Annotated in this window: 23 protein-coding genes; 8 read left to right on the top strand and 15 right to left on the bottom strand. The window is 73.0% G+C overall.

Going from position 1 to position 24,802, the window contains the following annotated elements; translation table 11 throughout:
- Positions 1–9: 9 nt before the first annotated feature.
- Positions 10–1,254, top strand: a complete 1,245-nt coding sequence (locus OG617_RS22200; RefSeq protein WP_405094939.1) for a bifunctional pyridoxamine 5'-phosphate oxidase family protein/GNAT family N-acetyltransferase — start codon at positions 10–12, stop codon at positions 1,252–1,254.
- Entirely contained in the window at positions 1,251–1,919 is a 669-nt protein-coding gene (leuE, locus tag OG617_RS22195; protein ID WP_396675588.1) for a leucine efflux protein LeuE, read from the top strand. Before OG617_RS22200 ends, leuE begins: the two co-directional genes overlap by 4 nt.
- Positions 1,920–1,974: 55 nt before the next feature.
- Here leuE and OG617_RS22190 read toward each other — a convergent pair whose 3' ends face one another.
- The 11 genes from OG617_RS22190 to OG617_RS22140 form a co-directional block, all read right to left on the bottom strand.
- Entirely contained in the window at positions 1,975–2,904 is a 930-nt protein-coding gene (locus OG617_RS22190) for a sporulation protein (protein ID WP_405094938.1), read from the bottom strand.
- A 185-nt stretch (positions 2,905–3,089) separates the two neighbouring features.
- Positions 3,090–4,157 (bottom strand): hemolysin family protein, encoded by a 1,068-nt coding sequence (locus OG617_RS22185; RefSeq protein ID WP_405094937.1) that lies wholly within the window; start codon positions 4,155–4,157, stop codon positions 3,090–3,092.
- Positions 4,154–5,530 carry a hemolysin family protein gene (locus OG617_RS22180; protein ID WP_405094936.1) on the bottom strand — a complete coding sequence of 459 codons (1,377 nt, stop codon included), beginning with the start codon at positions 5,528–5,530 and terminating at the stop codon, positions 4,154–4,156. The genes OG617_RS22185 and OG617_RS22180 overlap by 4 nt, the downstream gene beginning before the upstream one ends.
- 142 nt (positions 5,531–5,672) lie before the next feature.
- Entirely contained in the window at positions 5,673–6,011 is a 339-nt protein-coding gene (gene mnhG / locus OG617_RS22175) for a monovalent cation/H(+) antiporter subunit G (RefSeq protein WP_405094935.1), read from the bottom strand.
- A complete protein-coding gene (locus OG617_RS22170; protein ID WP_396675596.1) occupies positions 6,008–6,271 on the bottom strand; it encodes a monovalent cation/H+ antiporter complex subunit F in 264 nt (87 codons plus the stop codon). Before OG617_RS22170 ends, mnhG begins: the two co-directional genes overlap by 4 nt.
- Positions 6,268–6,963: a Na+/H+ antiporter subunit E gene (locus OG617_RS22165; RefSeq protein ID WP_405094934.1), complete on the bottom strand. Its 696-nt coding sequence runs from the start codon at positions 6,961–6,963 to the stop codon at positions 6,268–6,270. The genes OG617_RS22170 and OG617_RS22165 overlap by 4 nt, the downstream gene beginning before the upstream one ends.
- A complete protein-coding gene (locus OG617_RS22160; RefSeq protein WP_405094933.1) occupies positions 6,960–8,474 on the bottom strand; it encodes a Na+/H+ antiporter subunit D in 1,515 nt (504 codons plus the stop codon). Before OG617_RS22160 ends, OG617_RS22165 begins: the two co-directional genes overlap by 4 nt.
- A complete protein-coding gene (locus OG617_RS22155; RefSeq protein WP_405094932.1) occupies positions 8,471–8,944 on the bottom strand; it encodes a Na(+)/H(+) antiporter subunit C in 474 nt (157 codons plus the stop codon). The genes OG617_RS22160 and OG617_RS22155 overlap by 4 nt, the downstream gene beginning before the upstream one ends.
- Positions 8,941–11,784: a Na+/H+ antiporter subunit A gene (locus OG617_RS22150; RefSeq protein ID WP_405094931.1), complete on the bottom strand. Its 2,844-nt coding sequence runs from the start codon at positions 11,782–11,784 to the stop codon at positions 8,941–8,943. Before OG617_RS22150 ends, OG617_RS22155 begins: the two co-directional genes overlap by 4 nt.
- A 76-nt stretch (positions 11,785–11,860) precedes the next feature.
- Entirely contained in the window at positions 11,861–12,160 is a 300-nt protein-coding gene (locus OG617_RS22145) for a hypothetical protein (RefSeq protein WP_405094930.1), read from the bottom strand.
- Positions 12,160–12,438, bottom strand: a complete 279-nt coding sequence (locus tag OG617_RS22140) for a hypothetical protein (RefSeq protein WP_405094929.1) — start codon at positions 12,436–12,438, stop codon at positions 12,160–12,162. Before OG617_RS22140 ends, OG617_RS22145 begins: the two co-directional genes overlap by 1 nt.
- 252 nt (positions 12,439–12,690) lie before the next feature.
- On the opposite strand from OG617_RS22140, the gene OG617_RS22135 reads away from it, so the two are divergent.
- Together OG617_RS22135 and OG617_RS22130 are read left to right on the top strand one after the other, a co-directional pair.
- Positions 12,691–13,455 carry a Scr1 family TA system antitoxin-like transcriptional regulator gene (locus OG617_RS22135; RefSeq protein ID WP_405094928.1) on the top strand — a complete coding sequence of 255 codons (765 nt, stop codon included), beginning with the start codon at positions 12,691–12,693 and terminating at the stop codon, positions 13,453–13,455.
- Complete coding sequence (locus OG617_RS22130; RefSeq protein WP_405103885.1) at positions 13,452–13,637, top strand: DUF397 domain-containing protein; 186 nt, start codon at positions 13,452–13,454, stop codon at positions 13,635–13,637. Before OG617_RS22135 ends, OG617_RS22130 begins: the two co-directional genes overlap by 4 nt.
- 1,023 nt (positions 13,638–14,660) lie before the next feature.
- Here the strand turns inward: OG617_RS22130 and OG617_RS22125 are convergent.
- Positions 14,661–15,134 (bottom strand): VOC family protein, encoded by a 474-nt coding sequence (locus OG617_RS22125; protein ID WP_405094927.1) that lies wholly within the window; start codon positions 15,132–15,134, stop codon positions 14,661–14,663.
- A gap of 109 nt (positions 15,135–15,243) precedes the next feature.
- On the opposite strand from OG617_RS22125, the gene OG617_RS22120 reads away from it, so the two are divergent.
- Positions 15,244–16,014 carry a TetR/AcrR family transcriptional regulator gene (locus OG617_RS22120; protein ID WP_405094926.1) on the top strand — a complete coding sequence of 257 codons (771 nt, stop codon included), beginning with the start codon at positions 15,244–15,246 and terminating at the stop codon, positions 16,012–16,014.
- 60 nt (positions 16,015–16,074) lie between these two features.
- On the opposite strand, the gene OG617_RS22115 is transcribed toward OG617_RS22120, so the two are convergent.
- Positions 16,075–16,488, bottom strand: coding sequence for a hypothetical protein (locus OG617_RS22115; RefSeq protein WP_405094925.1), 414 nt, complete (start codon positions 16,486–16,488; stop codon positions 16,075–16,077).
- 200 nt (positions 16,489–16,688) lie between these two features.
- Between OG617_RS22115 and OG617_RS22110 the strand changes: the two genes are divergently transcribed.
- Positions 16,689–21,269, top strand: coding sequence for an ATP-dependent helicase (locus tag OG617_RS22110; protein ID WP_405094924.1), 4,581 nt, complete (start codon positions 16,689–16,691; stop codon positions 21,267–21,269).
- A gap of 26 nt (positions 21,270–21,295) precedes the next feature.
- Here the strand turns inward: OG617_RS22110 and OG617_RS22105 are convergent, their stop codons facing one another.
- Entirely contained in the window at positions 21,296–21,853 is a 558-nt protein-coding gene (locus OG617_RS22105) for a DinB family protein (protein ID WP_405094923.1), read from the bottom strand.
- Between the two features lie 286 nt (positions 21,854–22,139).
- Between OG617_RS22105 and OG617_RS22100 the strand changes: the two genes are divergently transcribed.
- Complete coding sequence (locus OG617_RS22100) at positions 22,140–22,655, top strand: hypothetical protein (RefSeq protein WP_405094922.1); 516 nt, start codon at positions 22,140–22,142, stop codon at positions 22,653–22,655.
- A 715-nt stretch (positions 22,656–23,370) separates the two neighbouring features.
- Positions 23,371–24,207, top strand: a complete 837-nt coding sequence (locus OG617_RS22095) for an MFS transporter (protein WP_405094921.1) — start codon at positions 23,371–23,373, stop codon at positions 24,205–24,207.
- Here the strand turns inward: OG617_RS22095 and OG617_RS22090 are convergent.
- Positions 24,099–24,794, bottom strand: a complete 696-nt coding sequence (locus OG617_RS22090; protein WP_405094920.1) for a hypothetical protein — start codon at positions 24,792–24,794, stop codon at positions 24,099–24,101. The genes OG617_RS22095 and OG617_RS22090 overlap by 109 nt on opposite strands.
- Positions 24,795–24,802 lie beyond the last annotated feature (8 nt).

Genomic DNA, 24,802 nt, shown 5'->3' with positions numbered 1-24,802 from the left:
GGCTGCCGCATGTACCCACCCACGCCCCGGACCACCGCCACCCGCACCCCCGACCGGATGAGCTACGACCGGGACGCCGCGCACGCGGTGCTCGACGAGGCGTACCACTGCGTGCTCGGGTTCACCGTGGACGGCGGGCCCCGGCTGCTGCCCACCCTGCACGTCCGGGTCGGCGACACCCTCTACCTGCACGGCTCCACCGGCAGCCGGCCGCTGCTCGCCGCCCGGGGCGACGGCCTGCCGATCTGTGTCGCGGTGACCCTGCTCGACGGGCTGGTCTACGCCCGCTCGCAGTTCCACCACAGCGCCAACTACCGGTCCGTGGTCGCGCACGGCACCGCGCACCTGGTCACCGACGCCGGGGAGAAGGCCGCCGCGATGACCGCCCTGGTGGAGAAGGCCGCCCCCGGGCGCAGCGGGGACGCCCGCCCGCCGAGCCGCCGGGAGATGGCCGAGACGGCCGTGCTGGCGCTGCCGCTGCGCGAGGTGTCCGTCCGGTCCCGCGCCGGCGGGGTACGCGACGACGAGGCCGACCTGCACCTGCCGCACTGGGCCGGGGTGGTGCCGCTGGCGCTGACCGCCGGGCCGGCCGAGCCGGACGCCGGGGTGACCGCGCCGTTGCCGGCGTACCTGCGGGCTGAGCGGTCACCGTGGCTGGAGCCGGTGGTGCTGCGGGGCGCGCACGTCGTGCTCGAACCGCTCGACCTCGCGCACGCCGACGAGCTGCACGCCGCCACCGCCGATCCGGAGGTGTGGCGGAACCTGGGCAGCCCGCAGCCGGCCGACCCCACCGGGACGGCCGAGCTGATCCGGGTGGCGCTCGCGGCCCACCACCAGGGCGAGCGGGTGCCCTGGGTCCAGCGGTGCGCGGTCACCGGGGCGGTGGTCGGCACCACCTCGTTCTACGAGGTCGACCCGGCGCTGCGGGCGGTGGCGATCGGGTACACGTACCTGGGCCAGCCCTGGTGGCGGACCGGGATCAACACCGAGGCGAAGCTGCTGCTGCTCGCCCGCGCCTTCGAGGAGTTGGGCGCGGAGCGGGTGGTGTGGCACACCGACCTGCGCAACGAACGCTCGCAGCGGGCCATCGAGCGGCTGGGCGCCACCCGGGAGGGGGTGCTGCGCCGGCACCGCATCCGGCCCGACGGCTCCTGGCGGGACACCGTCCAGTACTCGCTGATCGCCGACGAGTGGCCGAACGCACAGGCCATGCTGCGGGAACGGCTTCCCCCCGCGCCGGCCCCGGCGCGATGATGTCGGGCGTGCTGGGCATCACCGACATCTGGACGTACCTGCTGGGGACCGTGGCGATCGTCCTGCTCCCCGGCCCGAACTCACTCTTCGTGCTCTCCACCGCCGCCAAACGCGGGGTACGGACCGGCTACCGGGCCGCCGCCGGGGTGTTCGTCGGCGACTCGGTGCTGATGGTCCTCTCCGCCGCCGGGGTGGCGTCGCTGCTCCAGGCGTACCCGCCGCTGTTCCTGGTGGTGAAGTACGTCGGCGCGGCGTACCTGGGCTGGGTCGGGCTGGCGATGCTGCGCGGCGCGGTGCGGCGCTGGCGGGACCGCAACGACCCGGCCGCGCCGCGCCTGATCGACGCCGCCGAGCCGGCGGAGCTGCGCAGCCCGTTCCGGCGGGCGCTGGTGATCAGCCTGCTCAACCCGAAGGCGATCCTGTTCTTCATCTCGTTCTTCATCCAGTTCGTCGACCCCGGGTACGCCTGGCCGGCGCTGTCGTTCCTGCTGCTCGGGCTGATCGCCCAGGCTGCCAGCGTGCTGTACCTGACGATGCTGATCTTCGCGGGGACGTACCTGGCCGCCCAGTTCCGTCAACGCCGCCGGCTGGCCGCCGGGGCGACCACCGGGGTGGCCGCGCTCTTCCTCGGCTTCAGCATCAAGCTCGCCACCGCCTCGGTGTAGGAAGACAAGCCCCTGCGGCGGGCGGCGGCGACACCACCCGGGGCGGCGCTCCGGCTCAGGTGCCGTCGCCGCCGCCCCCACCCCCGCCGATGCCCGCGCCGCCGGCGGTGCCGCCCAGGCCGTAGCCCGGCCGGACCGGCTGGTCCGGCCGGCGGCTCACGTGCGCCGACTCGCTGATCCGGGCCGACCAGTGGCCGTGCGCCGCCGCCGCGGCGTGCCGGTTGATCGCGTGGCGCAGCCAGCCGTCCACCACGGCGACCCAGTCGGCCCGGTCCGCGCCGGCATGCCAGACCCGGAACCGGCTGATGCTCTGGTGGGTGACCCCGGCCAGGGAGAGTCGACGGTCGGCCCAGAGGATCACCTCCAGGCCGGCGGAGTTGGCCACGAAGATCACCTCCAGCTCGGTGATCGGGCCGGCGTAGAGCGGCGCGACCCACCAGCCGAGCCGCTGGTGCAGCGGCAGCGCCTGCTCCACCCCGGGCAGCCGGTCGGCGGCCAGGCCGGCCTGGCGCAGGCTGAACCCGAGCGTGTCCAGGGCGGCGAGGATGTGCTGCTGGGTCGGCAGGGGGTGCACGAAGATCGGGACCATCGCGCCCTGCTCCAGGTCGACGTCGACCGACGCCTCGGTGCGCAGGCCCATCCGCAGGCTCATCAGCGGCACCCCGCCGAAGATCGTGACCGGGGTCTCCCAGGGCAGCGGCAGCGCGAAGTCCACCGCCCGCCGCCGCCCGGCCGGCACCACGAACGCCCCGGCGATCGACACCTGGTGGAACTGCACGAGCCGGCGGGGGGCACCCGGGTCGTCCGGCTCGACCTGGGTGACCAGGCCGAGCCGGAGCCGCCGGACGGGGACGTCGTCGCGGCCGGCGTGCAGCGTCACCCGCCCGGGCAGCCGCAGCCCGGGGCGGGTGCTCGGGTTCGCCAGCGTGGTGTGCACCGCGAGCCCGGTCCGCCCGGACTCCGGCGACACCCCGGTCAGCCGCACGCCGCTCCCCCCGTACCCCCTCGGTGGTGGCACGGCTTTCCCGGTCGGTGGCCGGACAGTCCTGCCGGAGCGGCGCGGACGCCGGGGGCCGGCCCGGCTGGTCGCCGGACCGGCCCCCGGTCGGACCTCAGCGCAGCCGGCGGCCCCGGGCGCTCCTCAACGCAGCCGGCGGCCCCGGCCGGCCCTCAACGCAGCCGGCGGCCCCTGGGCACCGGGTCGGTCTCGTCGTCGAACTCGCCGATGACCTCCTCCAGCAGGTCCTCCAGCGCCACGAAACCGATCGGGCGGGTCGGGCCGCCGCCGTTGCGGACCAGGGCGAGCTGGGCCTGTTGGCCCTGCATCGCGGCCACCGCCTCCGTCACCGACGCCGTCCCCGGCAGCGTGAACGCGGCGCTCATCAGCTCGCCGGCGGTGGCCGCCCGGCCGGCGGTGGTGGCCCGCACGGCCTCCCGGACGTGCACCAGGCCGCACACCTCGCCGCCGGAGTCCAGCACCGCCAGCCGGGACCGGCCGCTGTCCCGGGAGACCTGCTCGATCTGCTCCGCCGGATCGTCCCGGCGAACCGTGACGATCTGGTCGAACGGCTCCATCACCTGGGCGACCGTGGTGCCCTGGAGCTCCAGCATGCTGGTGAGCAACTGGTGCTGCTCGGCGCCGAGCAGCCCGTGCTCGCGGGACTGTTCCAGCAGGATGCGCAGCTCGGCCGGGCCGTGCACCTGGGCGAGCTGGTCCTGCGGGTTCACCCGGACCAGCCGCAGGATCGCGTTGGCCAGGGCGTTGAGCAGCGACAGCACCGGCCGGGCCACCCGGGCGAAGGCCCGGAACGGCAGCGCCAGCAGGGTTGCCGAGCGCTCCGCGTCGGTGATCGCCCAGGACTTCGGGGCCATCTCGCCGACCACCAGGTGCAGGAAGGTGACCAGGGTCAGGGCGAACACCAGGGCGACGATGTGACTGGCCGCCGCAGGCAGGCCCACGGCGTGCAGCAGCGGGCTGAGCAGGCCCTCGATCGCCGGCTCGGCCAGCGCGCCCAGGCCCAGCGTGCACAGCGTGATGCCGAGCTGTGCGCCGGCCAGCATCAGGGACAGCTCGCGTACGCCGTCCAGGGCCGCACGGGCCCCCCGGCCGCCACCACCGGCGACGGCCTGTTCCAGCCGGTACCGCTTGCTGGCCACCAGCGCGAACTCGGCGGCCACGAAGAACGCGTTCAGCGCCAGCAGCACCACGGAGACGAGGAGCGCCACTACCGGGCTCATGCCGCCTCCCCCTTGCCGCGCCGGCCGCCCGCCGCGCCGGCGGTGGCCTCGGTGAGCCGGAGCCGCACCGAGTCGGCGACGTGCCGGTCCACCGCGAGAACCTCGACCAGGGCGCGCCGCTCGGTCTGGGCGTCGCCGTCGGCCACCAGGGCGATCTCCAGCCGGTCGCCCACCTCGGGCACCCGGCCCAGCTCGCGCATGACGAGCCCGGAGAGGGTGTCGTACTCGGGGGCCTCGGGCAGGGCGATGCCGGTGCTGTCGGCGACCTCGTCGATCCGCCAGCGGGCCGGCACCACCCAGGAGCCGTCGTCCTGCCGGGCGGGGGCGCGATCCGGCGGATCGTCCTCGTCCCGGATCGGGCCGACCAGCTCCTCGGCGATGTCCTCCAGCGTGATCACGCCGGCGAAGCCGCCGTACTCGTCGACCACGCAGGCGAGCTGCCGGTGCCCGACCCGGAGCCGGTCCAGCACCGTCGGCAGGGGCAGCGTCTCCGGCACCAGCAGCGGGGGCCCGACCACCGCGCTGACCGGGGTGGTCGCGCGCTCGGCCGGGGGCACGGCCAGTACGTCGGCGATGCCGACGACGCCGACCAGGTCGTCGACGCCCTCGGTGCCGCGGACGGGGAACCGGGAGTGCCCGGTGTCGAGCAGCTCCACCACCCGGCTCAGCGGCTCGTGCGCCCGGACGGTGTGCACGTCGACCCGGGGCACCATGGCCTCCCCGGCGGTCAGCGTCCGGAAGTCGAGCCCCCGGTCGAGCAGGTCGGACATCTCGGCGTTCAGGTGCCCCTCTTCCCGGGACTCGGCGATGATCTGTTCCAGGTCCTTCGGGGTGGCGCCGCTGGGCAGCTCCTCGATCGGCTCGATGCCGACCCGGCGCAGCAGCCGGACGGCGGCCTTGTCGAAGAGCGTGATCACCGGCCCGGCGACCTTCAGGTACATCAGGGTGGACCGGCTCAACGCCAGGGCCAGTTGCTCGGCACGGGCGATGGCCAGGTTCTTCGGGGCCAGCTCGCCGAGGACCATCTGCACGACGGTCGCGATGAGCAGGGCCAGCGCGAGGGACAGCGGCAGGGCGACGGTGGTGGGCACCCCGGCCACGTCGAGCAGCTCGGCAAGCCCCGCGCCCAGGTAGGGCTCGGCGGCGTAACCGACCAGCAGGGCGGTCACCGTGATGCCGAGCTGCGCGCCGGAGAGCATGAAGGAGAGCCGGCCGGTCACCTCAAGGGCCCGGGCGGCGGCCTGGTCGCCGTTGGTGGCGAGCTGTTTGAGCCGCCCCCGGTCCACGGCGACGTAACCGAACTCCTGGGCCACGAAGTAACCCGTGGCGGCGGTGAGAACGATGATGAGGACGAGTCCTACGACGATCAGCACGGGTCGCTCAGGGCTCCCGGGATCGTCGGGACGGGGAGATGCCGGGCACGACCCGGCTGGGTACTACTGCCCTCCTGGGCAGAAGAGTCGATCATGTGGCCCATTTTATCGGCGTCGGCTGAGTGCCCGCTGAGGGATGTCCTCACCGCTCCTCGGCGAGTTCGTCGACGTCGAGCAGGGAGCGGTCGACCCGGCCCGAGCGGTACGCGGCCCGGCCGATCATCTGGGCGGCGACCGGCGCGGTGGTCAACTGGAAGACCGCGACCAGGACGATCATGCCGATGTCGGACGTCGTGCGCAGCCGCAACGCCACCCCGGCGAGCATCAGCAGCACGCCGAGCACCTGCGGCTTGGTGGCCGCGTGCATCCGGTCGAGCACGTCCGGGAAGCGCAGCACACCGATCCCGGCGGCGAGGCTGAGCAGTCCGCCGGCGACCAGGCAGGCCGCGCCCAGCCAGTCGGCGACCGCGCCCGCGCTCACGACTCCTCCCGGACGGCGAAGCGGACCAGGGCCACCGCGCCGACGAAGCCGAGCAGGGACAGCACCACGAGCACGGGCAGGGTGGTGGCGTGCCGGTTGACCGCCGCCTCCGCCCCGACCGCCCCGGCCATCGTATTGAGCAGCACGTCAGCCGCGACCACGCGGTCCAGCAGCGAGGGGCCGCGGTACAGCCGGGTCAGCGCGAGCAGCGCGGTCACCGAGAAGAGCACGGTGAGCACGGCAGCGAGCAGCAAGGTCACTGGTCTGGCCCCCTGTCGGTGGGAGGGTCGGGATCTGCGGCGGCGGGGACGGGAATGTCCGGGGCCGGGGTGTCCAGCAGGCGGAGTTCGGCGGCGGAACCGATCGCGCGGACGATCCGGGCCTCGGTGGCGAGGGTCCGTTCCCGGCTGGCGGTCAGGTCCGCCGGGCCGCGTACGTCGAGCACGTGCACGTAGAGCAGGCCGCGCTCCCGGTCGACATCGATGATCAGGGTGCCGGGGACCAGCGAGATCGCCTCTGCGGTCAGCGCCAGGTTCAGGTCGGTGCGCACCCGCAGGCGTACCGCGATGATGGCGCCCCGGGGCAGGTAGCCGGGCTGCACGGCGACGCGGGCCACGTGGATGCTGGCGCTGACCAGTTCCGTGACGAACCGGCCCGCCAGCACGAGCAGCGCCCGGGGCCGCAGCCGGCCGCCGAAGGTGACCGGCGGCAACGGGAAGAACACCAGCACGGCCAGGCCGACCAGCAGCCCGCCCAGCAGGTTGCCCCAGGAGATCCGGCCCCAGAGCAGGTTCCAGACCCCGACCATCCAGGCGAGGGCCGTCAGCCGGTCCCGCCACCGCACGGCCCGGTTCCGGCCCCGGGCCGCCGGCCCGTCGGGGCGGTCGGGGCGGTCGGGGCCGGGGGCCGGCCGCGGGTCGCCGGGGGAGGCCGGGCTGCGGGCCCCGGTCACGGGGAGCCGCCGGGGAAGACGGCCCGCACGTACGGGGTGCGGGCCCGCAGGTCGGTGGCCGCGTCGGTGCTGACCCCGAACAGCGGACCGGCGGCGACGGTGAACACGAGGCCCAGCACCACCAGGGCGGCGGTGGCGCCGACCATCAGGGCGGGCAGCTGGACCGTCGGCTCGGTGGTGGCCAGCCGGGGCTCCCGCCAGAACGCGATGCTCCACACCCGGGACGCGGCGTAGAGGGTGACCAGGCTGGTGGCGGTGCCGGCGGCGACCAGCACCCAGGGCAGCGGGCCGCCGACCGCCACCCCGGCCTGGAGCAGGCCCAGCTTGCCGAGGAACCCGGAGAACGGCGGGATGCCGGCGAGGTTCATCGCGGGCACGAAGAAGAGCACCGCGAGCAGCGGGGCGACCCGGGCCAGCCCGCCGAGCCGGCGCAGGTCGGTGCTGCCGGCCCGCTCCTCGACCAGCCCGGCGACCAGGAACAGGGTGGTCTGGATGGTGATGTGGTGCGCCACGTAGAAGATCGCCCCGGCCAGCCCGGCGACGGTGCTCAGCGCCACCCCGAAGATCATGTAGCCGATGTGGCTGACCAGCGTGAACGAGAAGATCCGCTTGATGTCCGACTGGGCGACCGCGCCGAGGATGCCGACCACCATGGACAGCCCGGCCACCACCATCAGCAGCCCGGAGACCTGGCCACCGGGGAAGAGCAGGGTCTCGGTGCGGATGATCGCGTACACGCCGACCTTGGTGAGCAGGCCGGCGAAGACCGCGGTGACCGGCGCGGGCGCGGTCGGGTAGCTGTCCGGCAGCCAGGCCGACAGCGGGAACACCGCCGCCTTGATCCCGAACGCCAGCAGCAGCATGAGCTGGAGGCAGAGCCGTACGTTGTCCGGCAGAGCGTCAAGCCGCTGGGCGAGCTGGGCCATGTTGAGGGTGCCGGTGGCCGCGTACACCAGGCCCACCCCGGCCAAGAAGATCATCGAGGACAGAATGCTGACCACCACGTACATCGACCCGGTCCGGATCCGGACCTCCGTGCCGCCGAGCGTGATCAGCACGAAGCTCGCGGCCAGCAGGATCTCGAAGCCGACGAAGAGGTTGAACAGGTCGCCGGCGAGGAAGGCGTTGGTCACGCCGGCGGTGAGCACCAGGTAGGTGGGGTGGTAGATGGTCAACGGGGCCGACTCGCCGGTCTCCCCCTGCCCCTGGCCGATCGAGTAGAGCAGCACGCACAGCGTCACCGCCGAGGAGACCACCACCATCAGCGCGGCGAGTTGGTCGGCCACCAGCACGATCCCCACCGGTGGGGGCCACCCGCCGATCCGCACCACCACCGGCCCATGCTGGTACGCCTCGACCAGCAGCACCACGGCGACCACCAGGCTGGTGCTCAGCCCGATCACGCTGACGTCGCGTTGCAGCCGGGGCCGGTTGGCCAGCAGCAGGGTGAGCGCGGCGCCCAACAGGGGCACCACCACCGGCAGCGGCACGAGCGCCTGGTGACCCGTCACGGCTCCTCCGTCCGCCTCAGGCGGCGCAGGTGCGGCTCCGGGGCGACCTGCTCCGGGTCCTCGTCCGGCCCCTCGCCGCCGAGGTCGGGCGCGGGCAGCTCCTTGCGAGCGGCCAGCTCGGCGACCTGGCGGTCCTCCAGGTCGTCCTGCACCTCGTCGTTGCCCTCCAGGTACCAGCTGCGGTACGCGACCGCGAGCAGGAACGCGGTGAGCCCGAAGGTGATCACGATGGCCGTGAGCACCATCGCCTGCGTCAGCGAGTCGCTCATCCGGTCGACCGGGCCCGTGCCGACCACCGGGGCCCCACCGGACCGGCCACCGAGCAGGACCAGCAGGTTCACCCCGTTGCCGAGCAGGATGACGCCGAGCAGGATGCGGGTCAGGCTGCGTTCCAGCAGCAGGGTGACGCCGGCGCCGGCGAGCACACCGACGACCACCACCAGCACCACGGTCGTCCCGGTTCCGTTCACGGCCGTTTCCCCTCCGGGTCGACGACCAGCCCGCCCTCGCGCTTGCCGGCCGCCTCGATGTGCCGGTCGATCTCCGCGCCGAGGCTGCGCAGGATGTCCAGCATCAGGCCGACCACGACCAGATAGACGCCGATGTCGAAGAGGAGCGACGAGACGACGTGGAGGTCTCCGACGCCGGGCAGCGCGAGGTCGACCTTCACGCTCTCCAGCACGGACCGGCCGGCGACGAGGGCGGCCACGCCGGTGCCCACCGACACCGCCAGGCCCGCGCCGAGGATCGTGCCGGCGGAGACGGGGGCCGCCTCGGCCAGCTCGTACCGGCCACCGGCCAGGTAGCGCACGACCAGGGCGAGGCTGGCCACCAGGCCGCCGGAGAAGCCGCCGCCCGGCGCGTTGTGGCCGGAGAAGAGCAGGAACAGGGAGAACAGCACGATGGTGTGGAAGAGCAGCCGGGTGACCACCTCGAAGACGATCGACCGGCGGTGCTCCCGCAGGGTCGGCCCGCCGCGCAGCCAGACCGGCCGCTGCGGCCCCGGGTGGCGGGGCACCTCGGGGCGTCGGGGGCGGCGCGGGCGGGGACCGGTCCGGGAGCGCTCGAAGATCAGGCTGGCCACCCCGGTCGCGGCCACCACCAGCACCGAGATCTCGCCCATGGTGTCCCAGGCCCGGATGTCGACCAGGGTCACGTCGACGACGTTGCGCCCGTACCCGGCGGCGACCGCCAGGTCCGGGAAGGCCAGCGAGATCGGCGGCGCGGTCCGGGCCCCGGCCGCGACCAGGGAGAACCCGCCGAGCACCACGCCGACGGCCACGCCGATCGAGCGGCGTACCCAGCGACTGCGGCGCAGCGGACGGGCGGAGAACCGCTCGGGCAGCCGGCGCAGCACCAGCACGAAGACCGCGATGGTGGCGCTCTCCACCAGGAACTGGGTCAGCGCCAGGTCCGGCGCGCCGTGCAGGACGAACAGCATCGCGATGCCGTAGCCGGTGACCCCGACCAGCAGCATCGCGGTGAGCCGGCGGCGGGCGCCGACGGCCACCAGCGCGGCCACCGCGATGACCAGCCCCACCACCAGTTGCAACGGGTTGTCCCAGAGGGCGATCCCCTGCCGCCAGGGGCGGACGGTCAGCATCGCCCCGCCGGGAACGACCACCAGGATGATCAGGATGGTGCCGAGGTACTGGGGCAGGGACCCGCGCTGGGTGACGCTGGTGACCTCGATGGCGAGCCGGTCGAACTGGTGGGTCAGCCATTCGTACCCCCGGGCGCCGTCCACCGGCGCGCGGACCCGCTCCACCACGGGGGCGAGCGGGCCGCGCAGCGCGAACAGCACCGCGCCGCCGCCGAGGGCCAGGGCGGAGAGGCCGAGCGCGGCGGTCGGGCCGTGCCACAGCGCGAGGCTCTCGTCGACCGGGCCGAGCAGTTCGGCGTACGGGCGCAGCAGGCCGCCCAGCGGGCCGGCGAGCAGCCCGACGACGAGCCCGGCGACGGCCAGCAGGGCCGGCGGCCCCAGCATGGCGGCGGGGACCGGGTCCGGTTCGACGGGCGCGACGGGCGGCCGGTCGGCGAACGCGCCCCAGACGAAGCGCGCGCTGTAGGCGACGGTCAGCACGGTCCCGGCGACCAGCCCGGCGAGGACCAGCGGATGGTCGGTGAACGCCGCGAGCACCGCCTCCTTGGCGACGAAGCCGACCAGCGGGGGCACGCCGGCCATCGAGGCCGCGGCGAGCGTCCCGACCGTGGCCAGCAGTGGGGCGTGCCTGCGGAGCCCGGACAGCTCCCGCAGGTCCCGGGTGCCGGTGGTGTGGTCGATCGCGCCGACGACGAGGAAGAGCGCCGCCTTGAACAGCGCGTGGGCGAACAGCATGGCCGTGCCGGCGAGCGCGGCCTGCGGGGTGCCCGCCCCGAGGACCACGGTGAGCAGTCCGAGCTGGCTGACCGTGCCGTACGCCAGCAGCAGCTTCAGGTCGGTCTGGCGCAGCGCCGCCCACCCGCCGGCCAGCATGGTGAGCAGCCCGGCGGTGACCACCACGGGGCGCCACGGGCCGACCGCCGCGAGCACCGGGGCGAGCAGCCCGAGCAGGTAGACGCCGGCCTTCACCATCGCCGCCGCGTGCAGGTACGCGCTGACCGGCGTGGGCGCGGCCATCGCCGCCGGCAGCCAGGAGCTGAACGGCAGCACCGCCGACTTGGTCAGCGCCCCGGCCAGCACCAGCAGCACTGCCGTGGCCAGGTAGCCGCCGTGCGGCAGGTCGGCCGCCGTGAGGGCGGACCAGCGGTACCCGTCGGCGTGCCGGCCGAGCATCAGGAATCCGACCAGCATGGCCAGCCCGCCGAGGGTGGTCACCATGAGCGCCTGGGCGGCGGCCCAGCGGCTGGGCCGCCGCTCGGTGCTGTGCCCGATCAGCAGGTAGGAGAAGATCGTGGTCAGCTCCCAGCAGACGTAGAGCAGCAGCAGGTCGTCGGAGAGCACCAGGCCGAGCATCGCGCCGGCGAACGCGACCAGCACGGCGGCGAACCGGGCCAGCCCCGCCGACCTGGCGGAGAAGTACCGGGCGGAGTAGACCAGCACCAGCGCCCCCACGCCGCCGACGAGCAGGGTCATCAGCCAGGACAGGGTGGTCATCCGGAAGGCCAGCTCCAGCCGTAGCTGCGGCACCCAGGGGTACGTCTCGACCACCGCGCCGCCGTCGCGCACCGCGGGCGTGCGGGCCAGCGCCCAGCCGAACGCGGCGGCCGGCGCGAGCGCCAGCGGATAGCAGGCCCGCGGCCCCCACCACCGGACCAGCAGCGGCGCGACGAGCGCCGCCACGAGGTGGAGGATCAGCAGTACGAGCACCCGCGCTCCCGGTCGAGGTGGCAGCCGTGCGCGCCGAGGGAAGCGCCTATGAGCGATCAGACGCCAGTTCACGGCCCTATGGGCGGTTTTGCCGGAATTCAGGGAGCGTTGGCGGGCGTTCGGTGCCGCGTGACTGGCGCGTCGGGGACAGCCAGCCGAGGAACCGGGCGTGCATCGCGGCGGGGTCGGGGCGTCCGCCGAGCCGGTACATGTCGTCCATGGCCTCGTGCATCAGGGCGGCCAGGTAGAAGGCGAGCGCGACGGTGTGGCCGTGGAACTCGGTGGGCAGGTCGAGCTGCGCCGCCGGGCAGGGCCACTGCGCGGCGCAGACCCGGCACAGCCAGGCGGGCCGCATCGGCAGGTGTCGGCGGGGCATCAGGACACCCGGATGGGGCTCGCACCCCGGGCCGGCGCGGCTTGCCGCAGGGTCGCGGCGAGCCGGTGCAGCCCTTCGCGCAGCACGAACAGCTCGCGTTTCGCGACCGCGTCACCTGCGGCGTTCAGCTCGTACGCCTCGACCCATGTCCAGCCGTGGTACGTGTGCTGGTTCTTCATCTCGCGGATGACCCGCACGGTGATCGGCCTGACGAACTGCGGGCTCGCGGCGCGGGTCAGGCGCAGCACGTCGCCCGGGTGGATCGGTCGGGCGCTCACCGCGATCCTCCGGGGCGACGTCCTTCTCGGTGCGGCATGACGGCCCCCTGTCCGTGGAGATTGGAGAGGGGGCCACCCGCTCGGGTGTGTCGGAAGGACCGGGCGACCCCCTCGACGAACGCGGGCCGGGGCACACTCCTCGCCTGCCAACCCACGCTGTCCTGACGACAGCCTGCCGAGGGTTGCCAAACAATCACACAGCGTTAGATTATTTCCTTCGGACGTTCTGTTTGCTCTTGAAGGGACTCAGGCATGAACCATGCGTTCGTCGCAGCCCTCGCCGAGGCGTGCGAGACCTCCGAAAGCTTGGCCGGTCGCATAGGGATTCACCCGAAGACCGTCGCCCGCTGGGCCAACCCGGGGCGCATTCCACAGACCCGGCACCGTGCCGAGATCGCGAAGATACTCGGAAAGGACGTTGCCGAGCTGTGGCCGGATGCTCTGCGCCGCGAACCGGTGTGGTTCCGGCCGTGGGTCGACATCGAGCGCGAGGCGGTCGCCCTGCGTGCCTTCCAACTGGCCTGGGTGCCGGGCCTGCTACAGACCGAAGCGTACGCACGCGCCACGTTCCATGGGCAGCCACTATCGCCGGCCGAGGTCGACGACCTGGTCGGGGCCCGTATCGACCGGCAGGCGATCCTCACCTGCGACCGGGCGCCCATGACCGTCGTTGTCATCGACGAGCAGGTGATCCGCCGGGCGGCGGCCGGAGAGCGGGCGATCATGACGGCCCAGCTCGCCCACCTGGTGACCTGCGCGGAGCTTCCGACCGTCCAACTGCACATCGTTCCCCGCGATGCCCCGACCTATCCGGGGCTCGACGGCCCCTTCACGATCGCCGAGCTTCCCGGCGGGGCGCGGGTGGCACATGTGGACAGCCAGGCCCAGGCGCACATCATCGATCAGGCGTCCCAACTTGCTACGCTCGAACGACGGTGGGAACGCATCCGAGGCGAGGCCCTGTCTCGGTCGCAGTCCCTTGACCTCCTGAGGGAAGCGGCAGCAGCATGGACATGACCGGCGCGCAGTGGCGCAAGAGCACCAAGAGCGGCGGCAACGGCGGCGACTGCGTCGAGGTCGCCGACAATCTGCCCGGCGTCGTCCTCGTCCGTGACACGAAGGACCGCGACGGCGGAACCCTCTCCTTCTCGCCGGCCGCGTGGCGCGGCCTCGTCGACCTGGCGAAGAGCGTCGGCTGACCTCGCTCGACCCGCAGGCCCTCGGCATACGCCGGGGGCCTGTTTCGTGGCCGACGCGGGACGGCCGGCGGGTTCGGCGGCGGGTTCGGCGGCGGGTTCGCTGACGCGGCGGGCGGGCCACATCGCGGAGGCGGCCTTACCCGCTCCCCGACCGGCTTACCGTTAGAGCCTGTGTCGAAGTCGGCCTGCCTCGGCTCGGCCCGGCGCTGGCGGCTCGGCTCGGCCCGGCGCTGGCGGCTCGGCGTGGGTGAGAGCGGAATGGGGCTCGCCGGGCCCGCCGCTCCAGGGCGATTGCGAAGTCGGGCGGGAGCGCTTCGATCAGGAGGTCTGGGGTTCCTGGCGTGGGCGCCGCTCCACGGCAGGTATGCCTCTCGGCGCCTATGGAGCTGAGTCGGATACGACATCAGCCACGCTCGACGCGCTCGACGCGCTCGACGACCGTAAGCGACGATCCGACGGGGGTGGGTAACCCGACGGGGCGTTGGGTAACGCGACGGCGGTGGCCCGACCGGCGGTGATGACGTAAACGACTCAGCTCCATAGGCGCCGCCCCACGGCATCGACCGCCCCGCCCACAGCTCCGCCCCGGGCCACGATCCCCGGGCCACGGTCCCCGGGCCAGCCAGAGACCGCACCCCCGACAACGCAACGACCCTGCCTCTTACTCCGGCGTCCAGGCTTGCTCCCTGAGCGGGCGAGCCCCTGGCGTGGTCCGGGCCCGTACGAGCACACAAGAGCGCACACGATCGCGCTGGATCGCGCCGGGTCAGGGAACAAGGTCGTGCTCGATCAGGGAAAGTGTGGCTTCGTTACGAGTAGGAGGCCACACTTTCCGGGATCGAGCACGATCTTGCACGCCTGGCCGATCAACGGCGGTTCCCGGGAGCCGCCCGGCCCCGGAACGCTCCGGAACTGGTGGATCTCCGCTGATCGTCAGGACAGCGGTCGGTTTCGGTTGGCGGCGATCGCGCTTGCCTGCCGCCGGAGACGTGGCCGTGTGTCTCCCGCACCTCGACACATGCCTTAGGCGCCGGCTGGCCCGGTTGGGAACCACTTTTCCTGCACGGCCGCGAAGCCGTCGTGAGGTTGCCCATCCGCGATGGGCTCAGAGAACTCCCAGACATACCCAAACGGATCGATGCATTCGAACACGCGATCGCCCCATGCCTCATCCATCGGTTCACAGGTGATGGTGCATCCGGAGCTTCGGCAGTACTCGTAACTCGCCTCAAGGTCATCCACGCCAAGACCGATCGCCACGCCGAGACCTCGTGGCCCGGCCTGGGTCTGCCGCTCTCGCTCGCTATCGGCAAACGGCATACCCCGCAGGGCGTCGACGATCAGGTGAACCTCTCCTCGTTGAAGGATCGTCATCACCGGACGGCCCTGCGGGTCTGGCACGGTCCCTACCTCGCCAAACCCGAAGCCGCGGTAGAACCGCGCGGCGCTCTCAACGTCGGTTACCCGCAGGCCCACCCGGAATGCTGCTGCGACCATGTCGCCCTCCCGTCTCATGACAGGTGTGGGGGGGTCACACCCAAACCACTTTGGGTACGCCGTACGCAAAGTGGTTTGGGTACGGTATACGCAAACAGGGGAGATGTCCATGACCGCTGCACCCCGGGACCGCAGCAACCTGCTACGGACCTTCGAACTGCTGTGGGACCTGCGAACGCACTCCGGCCTCGGCCGCAAGCCGGGGCTCAGCGCCGACCAGATCACGTCGGCCGCGATCGAGGTCGCCGATGCACAAGGGCTGGACGGCCTGTCGATGCGAAGCGTCGCGGATCGACTCGGCGTCGGCACCATGTCGCTGTATCGGCATGTGCCCGGCAAGGAGGAACTGCTCGACATCATGGTCGACCGGACCAGCGCCGAGGTCCACCACGACAACAGTCACGGCGACTGGCGCTCACGCCTGGAGCAGGTCGCCCGATCCAACCGCTCGATGTTCGAACGTCACCCCTGGCTACTGAAACTCTTTCCCAGGCGACCGCCGCAGGGGCCAGGCGTGATCGCGAAGTACGACGCCGAACTGCGAACCATCGAGGGGATCGGGCTGACCGACGTCGAGATGGACTCAGCCCTCGCCCTCGTCCTCGGATATGTCCGGGACGCGACCGCGAGCCTCCTGGAGTGGAAGACAATCTCCGAGCGGACCGGGCAGAGCGACGACGAGTGGTGGACCACACTCGCGCCCCTCCTGGACCGGGTGCTCGACCGAGAGCGTTACTCCATCGCCGTGCGGGTCGGCACCTCGGCCACCACGCACTACAACGCGGTCCACGACCCCGAGCACGCATTCGAGTTTGGCCTCCAACGCGTTCTCGACGGGATCGAGGCATTCGTGAATAGCAGCGGCCGCCACTCCAGCTAACCACTTTGGACGCCAACTCGACCCAGCCTGGCGATGTGCTCGACCATCACATCGAAGAGTTCACCAGTTCGCACAATGGTGCGGTCGGTGCTCGGGGCGGGTCTCGAACCGCAGGCGGGGGCTGCCCTCCAGCAGCGGGTCGCGGCGGGTCTCCACCAGCAGGTCTGGGCGGCCGAGCTGGAGCACCACCTTGTTGACCACGCGCTGGGCGGCGGCGAGGGACCGCACGGGAAGCAGCCGCCCACGGCTCTCCCGGCGCAGGACGAAGTAGTGCACGGCGGCGCGGACCTGCCCCCGGTCGGCCGCGCTGGACTGGGCGGTCTGCCGGACCAGCTCCCGAAGGCAGCTCGCGAGCTGCTCGGCCAGCTCCAGCTCGGGGCCGTGCAGGCCGGCGCGGAGTGCGGCAAGATGGCTGTCGACCTTGCGAATGAGCACGTCGGTGCCGAACTCGGCGCCTCGTTCCTCGACGGCCATCCGCTCTCCTCACCCCTAGCACTGTGAGTGAAGTTACTTTAGGTTGCGGCTCACAAGCAAGCAGTTAAGTAAGACTTAACAGAAGAAAGCGCACTTTCTGCACGCATTTCGCCGCACTCAAACAGCCACCCGGACTGGTCGGGCGTGGGCCGCCTCTCTGGGCCGGGGCGGATGTCCCACCTCCGGGGCAGGATGGGGGCGTGGCGAAGGTGACGGCCGGCTTCGGCGCGGTGGAGGCGCAACGGGTTCTCGCGGGCTTCGGCCCGGCGACCCGGGAGTGGTTCACCGCGGCCTTCGCCGCGCCCACCGCCGCCCAGGTCGGCGCCTGGCGTTCCGTGTCGGCAGGCCGAAACGCCCTGGTCGTCGCGCCCACCGGCTCCGGCAAGACCCTCGCGGCGTTCCTCTGGTCGCTGGACCGGCTCGCCGGGTCACCGCCGCCGGCCGAGGCCCGGCAGCGCTGCCGGGTGCTCTACGTCAGCCCGCTCAAGGCGCTCGCCGTCGACGTCGAGCGCAACCTGCGCGCCCCGCTCGCGGGCATCCGGCAGGCCGCCACCCGGCTGGGCGTGGCCCCGCCGGAGATCACCGTGGGGATGCGCACCGGGGACACCCCCGCCGACGAGCGGCGGGCCTTCGCCCGCACCCCGCCGGACATCCTCATCACCACCCCCGAGTCGCTGTTCCTGCTGCTCACCTCCGCCGCGCGGGACTCGCTGCGCGGCGTGCAGACGGTCATCGTGGACGAGGTTCACGCGGTCGCCGGGTCCAAGCGCGGCGCGCACCTCGCGCTCTCCCTGGAACGCCTCGACGAGCTGCTGCCCGCCCCCGCCCAGCGGATCGGCCTGTCCGCCACCGTCCGGCCGGTCGACGCCTGCGCCCGGTTCCTCGGCGGGGCCCGCCCGGTCGACGTGGTGCAGCCGCCCAGCGCCAAGACCATCGAGGTGAGCGTCCAGGTCCCGGTGGAGGACATGACCCGCCTCGACGAGCGGGAACAGCCCGCCGACGACCTCGGCGGCCCCGGCCCGCGCCGGGCCTCGATCTGGCCGGCCGTGGAGGAGCGGGTCTTCGCCCTCATCCGGGCGCACCGCTCGACGATCGTCTTCACCAACTCCCGGCGCAGCGCCGAGCGGCTCTGCGCCCGGCTCAACGAGCTGGCCGCCGAGGAGCTGGGCCTCGTACCCCCGGAGAGATCCCCCGCCCGGCCGCCGGCCGAGGTGATGGCCCAGTCCGGCGCGGCGGCCGGGGCGGCCCCGGTGATCGCCCGCGCCCACCACGGCAGCGTCTCCCGGGAGGAGCGCAAGCACATCGAGGAGGCGCTCAAGTCCGGCCAGCTCCCCGCAGTGGTGGCCACCTCCAGCCTTGAGCTGGGCATCGACATGGGCGCGGTCGACCTGGTGGTGCAGATCGAGGCCCCGCCCAGCGTCGCCGCCGGCCTGCAACGCGTCGGCCGGGCCGGGCACCAGGTCGGCGCGGTCTCCCGGGGCGTGGTCTTCCCGAAGCACCGGGGCGACCTGCTGTCCTGCGCGGTGGTCGCCGGGCGGATGGCCGACGGCGCCATCGAGGAGCTGCACCACCCGCGCAACCCCCTCGACGTGCTGGCCCAGCAGATCGTCGCGATGGTCGCCCTCGATCCGTGGCGGGTCGGCGACCTCGCCGTCCTGGTCCGCCGGGCCGCACCCTTCGCCGAGCTGCCCGACTCCGCGCTGCACGCCGTGCTGGACATGCTCTCCGGCCGGTACCCGTCGACCGCGTTCGCGGAGCTGCGGCCCCGGCTGGTCTGGGACCGGGCCGCCGACGTGCTCACCGGCCGGCCCGGCGCGCAGCGACTCGCCGTCACCAGCGGCGGCACCATCCCCGACCGGGGCCTGTTCGGGGTCTTCCTCGCCGGCGCGGAGCGGGCCGCCCGGGTGGGCGAGCTGGACGAGGAGATGGTCTACGAGTCGCGCATCGGCGACGTGTTCCTGCTCGGCTCGTCGTCGTGGCGGATCGAGGAGATCACCCCCGACCGGGTGCTGGTGTCGCCCGCCCCCGGGCAGGCCGCGCGGATGCCGTTCTGGAAGGGCGACCAGCTCGGCCGGCCCGTGGAGCTGGGCCGGGCCATCGGCGCCCGGGTGCGCGCCCTGGTGCGCCACGGCGACGAGGAGGCGGTGGCCGCGCTGCGCGCCGGAGGGCTGGACGACTGGGCCGCCGGCAACCTGATGGCGTACCTGCGGGAGCAGCAGGCCGCCACCCGGTCCCTGCCGGACGACCGGACGGTGCTGGTCGAGCGGTTCCGCGACGAGCTGGGCGACTGGCGGCTCGCCGTGCACTCGGTGCTCGGCGCCCGGGTCAACGGCCCCTGGGCGCTGGCCATCGGCCGCCGGCTGGCCGAACGGTACGGCGTCGACGCCCAGGTCATGCCGTCGGACGACGGGATCGTGGTGCGGCTGCCGGACACCGCCGAGGAGCCGCCCGGCGCCGATGTGGTCGTCTTCGAGCCCGACGAGATCACCCAGCTCGTCGAGGAGTCGGTCGGCACGTCCACGCTGTTCGCGTCCCGGTTCCGGGAGTGCGCGGCCCGGTCGCTGCTGCTGCCCCGCCGCGACCCGCGCCGCCGGCAGCCGCTGTGGCAGCAGCGCCAGCGCGCCGCCCAACTCCTCGACGTGGCCCGCGAGTACGCCGACTTCCCGGTCACCCTGGAGGCCGCCCGGGAATGCCTCCAGGACGTCTTCGACCAGCCCGCGCTGGCCGGGCTGATGCGCGACCTGGCCACCCGCAAGGTCCGCCTGGTGGAGGTGGAGACGACCCAGCCGTCGCCGTTCGCCCGGTCACTGCTGTTCGGGTACGTCGGCGCGTTCCTCTACGAGGGCGACGCCCCCCTCGCCGAGCGGCGGGCCGCCGCCCTGGCGCTGGACTCGACGCTGCTCGGCGAGCTGCTCGGCCGGGTCGACCTGCGCGAGCTTCTCGACCCGGCGGTGCTCGCCGAGACCGAGCGGCAACTGCGCTGGCGCACTGAGCAGCGCCGGCCCCGCGACGCCGAGGACGTCGTCGAGCTGCTGCGCACCCTCGGCGACCTGTCCGAGCCGGAGCTGGCCGAGCGCGGGGCGCCCGTCGACTGGCTCACCGAGCTGGCGGCAGCCCGCCGGGTGCTGCGGGTGCGCGTCGCCGGCGAGGACCGCTGGGTGATCGTCGAGGACGCCGCCCGGCTGCGCGACGCGCTGGGCGTGGCGCTGCCGGTCGGGGTGGCCGAGGCGTACCTCGCCCCGGTGGCCGACCCGCTCGGCGACCTGGTCGCCCGGTACGCCCGCACCCACGGCCCGTTCGCCACGGCCACCTGCGCCGCCCGGTTCGGCCTCGGGGCGTTCGTGGTGGAGCAGGCGCTGCGCCGGCTCGCCGCGACCGGGCGGGTGGTGTCCGGCGAGTTCGCCCCCGACAGCGTGGGCACCCAATGGTGCGACGCCGAGGTGCTGCGGCTGCTGCGCCGCCGGTCCCTGGCCGCGCTGCGCCGGGAGATCGAGCCGGTGCCGCCCCGGGCGCTCGCGGCGTTCCTGCCCCGCTGGCAGCAGGTCGGCTCGTCGGCCCGGGGGGTGGAGGCCCTCGCCGCCGCCGTCGAGCAGTTGCAGGGGGCGGCGGTGCCGGCGTCCGCGCTGGAACGCCTGGTGCTGCCCGGCCGGGTCGCCGACTACTCCCCCGCCCAGCTCGACGAGCTGTGCGCCAGCGGCGAGGTGCTGTGGGCCGGCTCCGGGGCGATCTCCGGCGGCGACGGCTGGGTCACCCTCGCGTACGCCGACGCCGCGCCGCTGCTGCTCCCGCCGCCCGACGACGCGTTGACCCGTACCCCGCTGCACGACGCCGTGCTGGACGCGCTCGCCGACGGGCAGGCGCTGTTCTTCCGGTCGCTGTCCGACCGGGTGGAATCCACCGACGACGCCGCGCTGACGGCCGCGCTCTGGGACCTGGTGTGGGCCGGGTACCTCACCAACGACACGCTCGCCCCGCTGCGGGCGGCGCTCGGCGGCGGCGGGGCGCACCGGTCCCGGCCGACCGCGCCGCGCACCCGGTACCGCCGTCCGGGCCGGGTCGCGCTGCCCAGCCGCACCGGGCCGCCCACCGTCGCCGGCCGCTGGTCCCGGCTGCCGGAACGGGACCTCGACCCCACCCGGCGGGCCGCCGCCCTGGCCGACGTGCTGCTGGAGCGGCACGGCGTGGTCACCCGGGGGGCGGTCGTCGCCGAGCAGGTGACCGGCGGCTTCGCCGCGGTGTACCCGGTGCTGTCGGCGCTGGAGGAGCGCGGGGCGGCCCGGCGGGGCTACTTCGTGGAGGGGCTGGGCGCGGCCCAGTTCGCGGTGCCCGGCGCGGTGGACCGGATCCGCGCCCTCGCCGACCCGGCCGGGCCTGACCGGGGCCGGGGCGGGGCGGCCCTCGTGCTCGCCGCCACCGACCCCGCCAACCCGTACGGCGCGGCGCTGCCCTGGCCCGAGCGCGTGGTCGACTCGGGCGACGGGGCGGCCCCGGCCACCGGGCACCGGGCCGGCCGCAAGGCGGGCGCGGTGGTCGTGCTGGTCGGCGGCGACCTGGTGCTCTACGTCGAGCGGGGCGGGCGGACGATCCTCTCCTTCGCCGACGACCTGGACGCCCTCGCTGCAGCCGGCAAGGCGCTGGCCGACGCGGTGCACTCCGGGGCGCTCGGCGCGATGTCGGTGGAGCGGGCCGACGGGGAGGCGGTGGGCTCGTCCCCGCTGAGCGAGACGCTGACCGCCGCCGGTTTCCGGGCCACCCCCCGCGGCCTGCGCCTGCGCGGCTGACCCCGGCGGTGCCAGACAATCCGCACTCAGATGGTGAAGTCCCGAGGTGCATTCTCGCCCACCCGGCCGTCCACCGCCTCGCGGAGGAGATCCGCGTGGCCCGTGTGTCGCGCGTACTCCTCGACCATGTCCAAGAGCATGGCCCGAACGCTGGGTGTGCGGCCGTCCGGCCAGGTGAAGGACGCGGGTCCGTCGAGACCGCGCTCCTCGATGACTTCAGCCACGGCCTTGCGCGACCGCTCGACGGCGTTCCGCCACAGGGCGTAGACATCTTCCGGAGAGTCCCGGGCCCCGGTGCGCCAGTCCCAGTCAGGGTCGGTGTCGAAATCCATGGTGTCCCACGGGGCGCCGTGCTCCTGCCCGGCGAGCTTGACTGCCAACCAGTCCGCCTCGACCAGGGCCATGTGCTTCACGAGGCCGCCGAGCGTCATCGCGCTGGCCGCCGTGGTCGCGCGCAGACCCTTATCGTCGAGCCCTTCTGTCTTCCAGGCGAAGGTGCGCCGGTTACGCTCGAGCACTGACAGCAGGGAGTCGACCTCGGCGGAAGCCGCCAGCGGGAAAGGTTGCGCGGCTGTTTCGCTCATCACCGAAGCATAGTCAGCCACCTTTATCGATTACTGTCCTGTGCCTGCACTTACGTCCGCCCCGGCATTCCGGTTCGGATCTGGGCCAGGCTGAGAAACGGCACGGGCGGCGGCTTAGGCGGGGAGCTTGTAGAGCTGATCATCTCTAGCATGGCGGCATGCTGGTTGAGTTGGCGTCATCCTGGTGTGCGACAGATCTCGGGGTTCACCGCCCATGCCGGGCCACCTACGAGCGGTACCCGCTCGACAGCGTGCCACCTGTGCTCGACGCTCTCGACGGCTTCCGGTGGCTCGGCGATCGGGGCAACGCCACGCCGGCAACATCGACCTGCTGACTCGCCTCGGCACCAGCCTCAACGCCGTCGGTGTGACGCTGCCGGAGGACTTCGTCGAGTTCTACTCCTGGGACGGTTGGGCCGACGAGCTGGACCGCGGGTCCGTGACCGGATGCTGGACCAGCCTCGGCCCGCTGCCCACGTTCAGTCCCGTCGAACCCGGCGCGTTCCTGGTTAGGTTCCTCTCCGACCAACAGGACTGCGTCGTCTGGTACCTATACCTGCGCCAGGGGGAACCGGCATGCGTCGTGCACGCGTTCGACCTCGAATCCGACTACGGGCACGACCAGGAATCCGGGGTGATCTACCAGTGCGCGTCCACGTTCGAGGAGTTCGCCTACCGGTTCTGGGCAGAGAACCGCATCTGGCATCACCTGCATGATTCAAACCCCGGAGAGCTACCGCCGCGGTTCGCTTCGTACCTAGCGCACTATCCGCAGCCGTCGGCGCCAAATCCGGCCCTCTAACACCTCCCCTACCCACCCCGAGCACCCTCTGCCGCCGCCGCACGCCACCCCCTCCTCCGCGATCTTGCACTTGAGGCCCGGACCAATGCGGTAAACCGGTCATCTTTGGGGCCGTAACTGCAAGATCGCGGGGGGAAGTGGGGGGAGGGTGAGTCGCTGTCCCCATCTTGGGGTCCAGACGTCGGTGTCGGGTTCCTAGGGAGTCGAGGTAACAGGCGGTGGTGGATCGCCGCCGGTCCGGTTGTTTGATTCGCCTTCCCCGGCCCTGCTTTGCTCAACGCGATCAACGGCGGGAGGGGAGCGTGCGGGCCAGACAATCCCTGGGTCGGCAGTTCGGGTGGCTGTGGACGGCCTACGCGGTCAGCGCCTACGGCACCGGGCTGGGGTTTGGTGCGTTGCCGCTGATCGCCGTGCTGGTGTTGGATGCCAGCCCCGCTCAGGTGTCCGCGTTGTCCGCGGTGGGGCCGGCGGTGGGCGCGCTGATCGCGTTGCCGCTCGGGCCGTGGGTGGAGTTCCGGCGCAAGCGGCCGGTGATGATCGCGATGGACCTGGCCCGGTTCGCGGCGCTGATGACGATCCCGATCGCGTACGCCTTCGGCCGGCTCAGCTTCGTCCAACTGCTGGCCGTCTCGGCCGTGGTCGCCGCCCCAAGATCGCCTTCAACGGGGCCGCCGGCGCCTACCTCAAGGCCCTCGTCCGGCCGGACGACCTGCTCGTGGCCAACGCGAGGTTCGAGTCGACGACGTGGAGTTCCATCGCGGTCGGGCCGCCACTGGGCGGGGCTACGATCGGCCTGTTCGGGCCGATCACCACCGTGCTGGCCGATGCGCTCAGCTATCTGCTCTCCGCGTTGGCGGTCACCGCCATCCGTAGCCGGGAGGAACCCCTGCGGCGCACCGACAAAGGCCGGGTCCGGGCCGGCGAGTTGCTCGACGGCTGGCGGCACCTCCTGACCCATCCCGGCCTGCGGGCGCTCTACCTCAACCAGCTGGTCGTCAATGGACTGATCATGGCCACCGAACCGCTGTTGGTCATGTTGCTGCTCCGCCAGCTCGGATTCCCGCCCCGGCAGTACGGCCTCGCCTTCGCCGTACCCTGCCTCGGCGGGCTGCTCGGCTCACGGCTGGCCAACCGGGTCGTCGCGCGGTACGGCCAACACCGGATCCTGCGTACGGTCGGCACGCTGCGCGCGATCTGGCTGATCGGCCTCGCCTTCGTCCAGCCCGGTGTCGCCGGCCTCGCCGCCGTGATCGCCGTCGAGTTCGCGATCATCATCAGCATGAGCCTGTACAACCCGGTGCTGGCCACCTATCGACTGGAGCACACGCCCGGCGACCGCGTCGTGCGTACCCTGTTGGCCTGGTCGATCGGCAGCGGCGCCGCCATCGCCATCCTCAGCGCGCGGCGGGCCGCTAGTCGGCGCCACCAGCCCTCGCACGGCCATCACGGTCGCGGGGCTGCTGATCCTCGCCAGCCCGCTGCTGCTTTCCCGCCGCCCGGGTTCCGCTCCGACTCCGCCAGCTCGGACATGCGATCCAGCGCCGCGGTGTAATGGGTCACGGCCGACCGCTGCTCTGCGATCTCCTCGGCGATGACGTTCTGGGCTCGGATCTCGGCTTCGCGCCGCTTAGTCCTCCCCCTCATCGCCGCCTGCACGGCAACCGCGCGGGCCCCCGAGGTGCTGGCGGCATAGGTGGGTGCCACCTGCTCCGCCTGCTCCCGGAGCTCCCGCGCCCGTTGCTGCTGCGCGGCCTTCATGGCCTCGGCCCGCTTGAGTCTCAGTTGCGAGACCGAAAGGAGCGGCTCCCGATCCGAGTCGCACCAGGAGTTCAACCGCTGCCGCAGCCAGGAATGGACGCGATCCGCGGGATCGTGCGGCTGCGGCCCCACTCCGGGAAACGCGCCGTCCGGCTCGTGACCCAGCGCGTAGGTGATGTCATTCGGCGACCAGCCCGAGTTGAAGAACTTCCGGGTCAGCTCACGGACCGCCTTCGCGTCGACCTTCCTCAGCCCGAGGTTCGAATAACGCAGCCAGTCGATCGCCTCGATCTGGTCGATACGCCCCTCCGGGGCGGCCGCCGGGTTGACGTCGAAGGGCTTCTGATTCCAGAAGGGGTGGCAGTTCCGACACCGTTCCACATATTTTC

This window comes from Micromonospora sp. NBC_01412 (assembly GCF_045040215.1).
Classification (GTDB): domain Bacteria; phylum Actinomycetota; class Actinomycetes; order Mycobacteriales; family Micromonosporaceae; genus Micromonospora; species Micromonospora rubida.
Note: the sequence above shows the minus strand (reverse complement) of the source record. Positions and strands in the feature narration are given on the sequence as shown.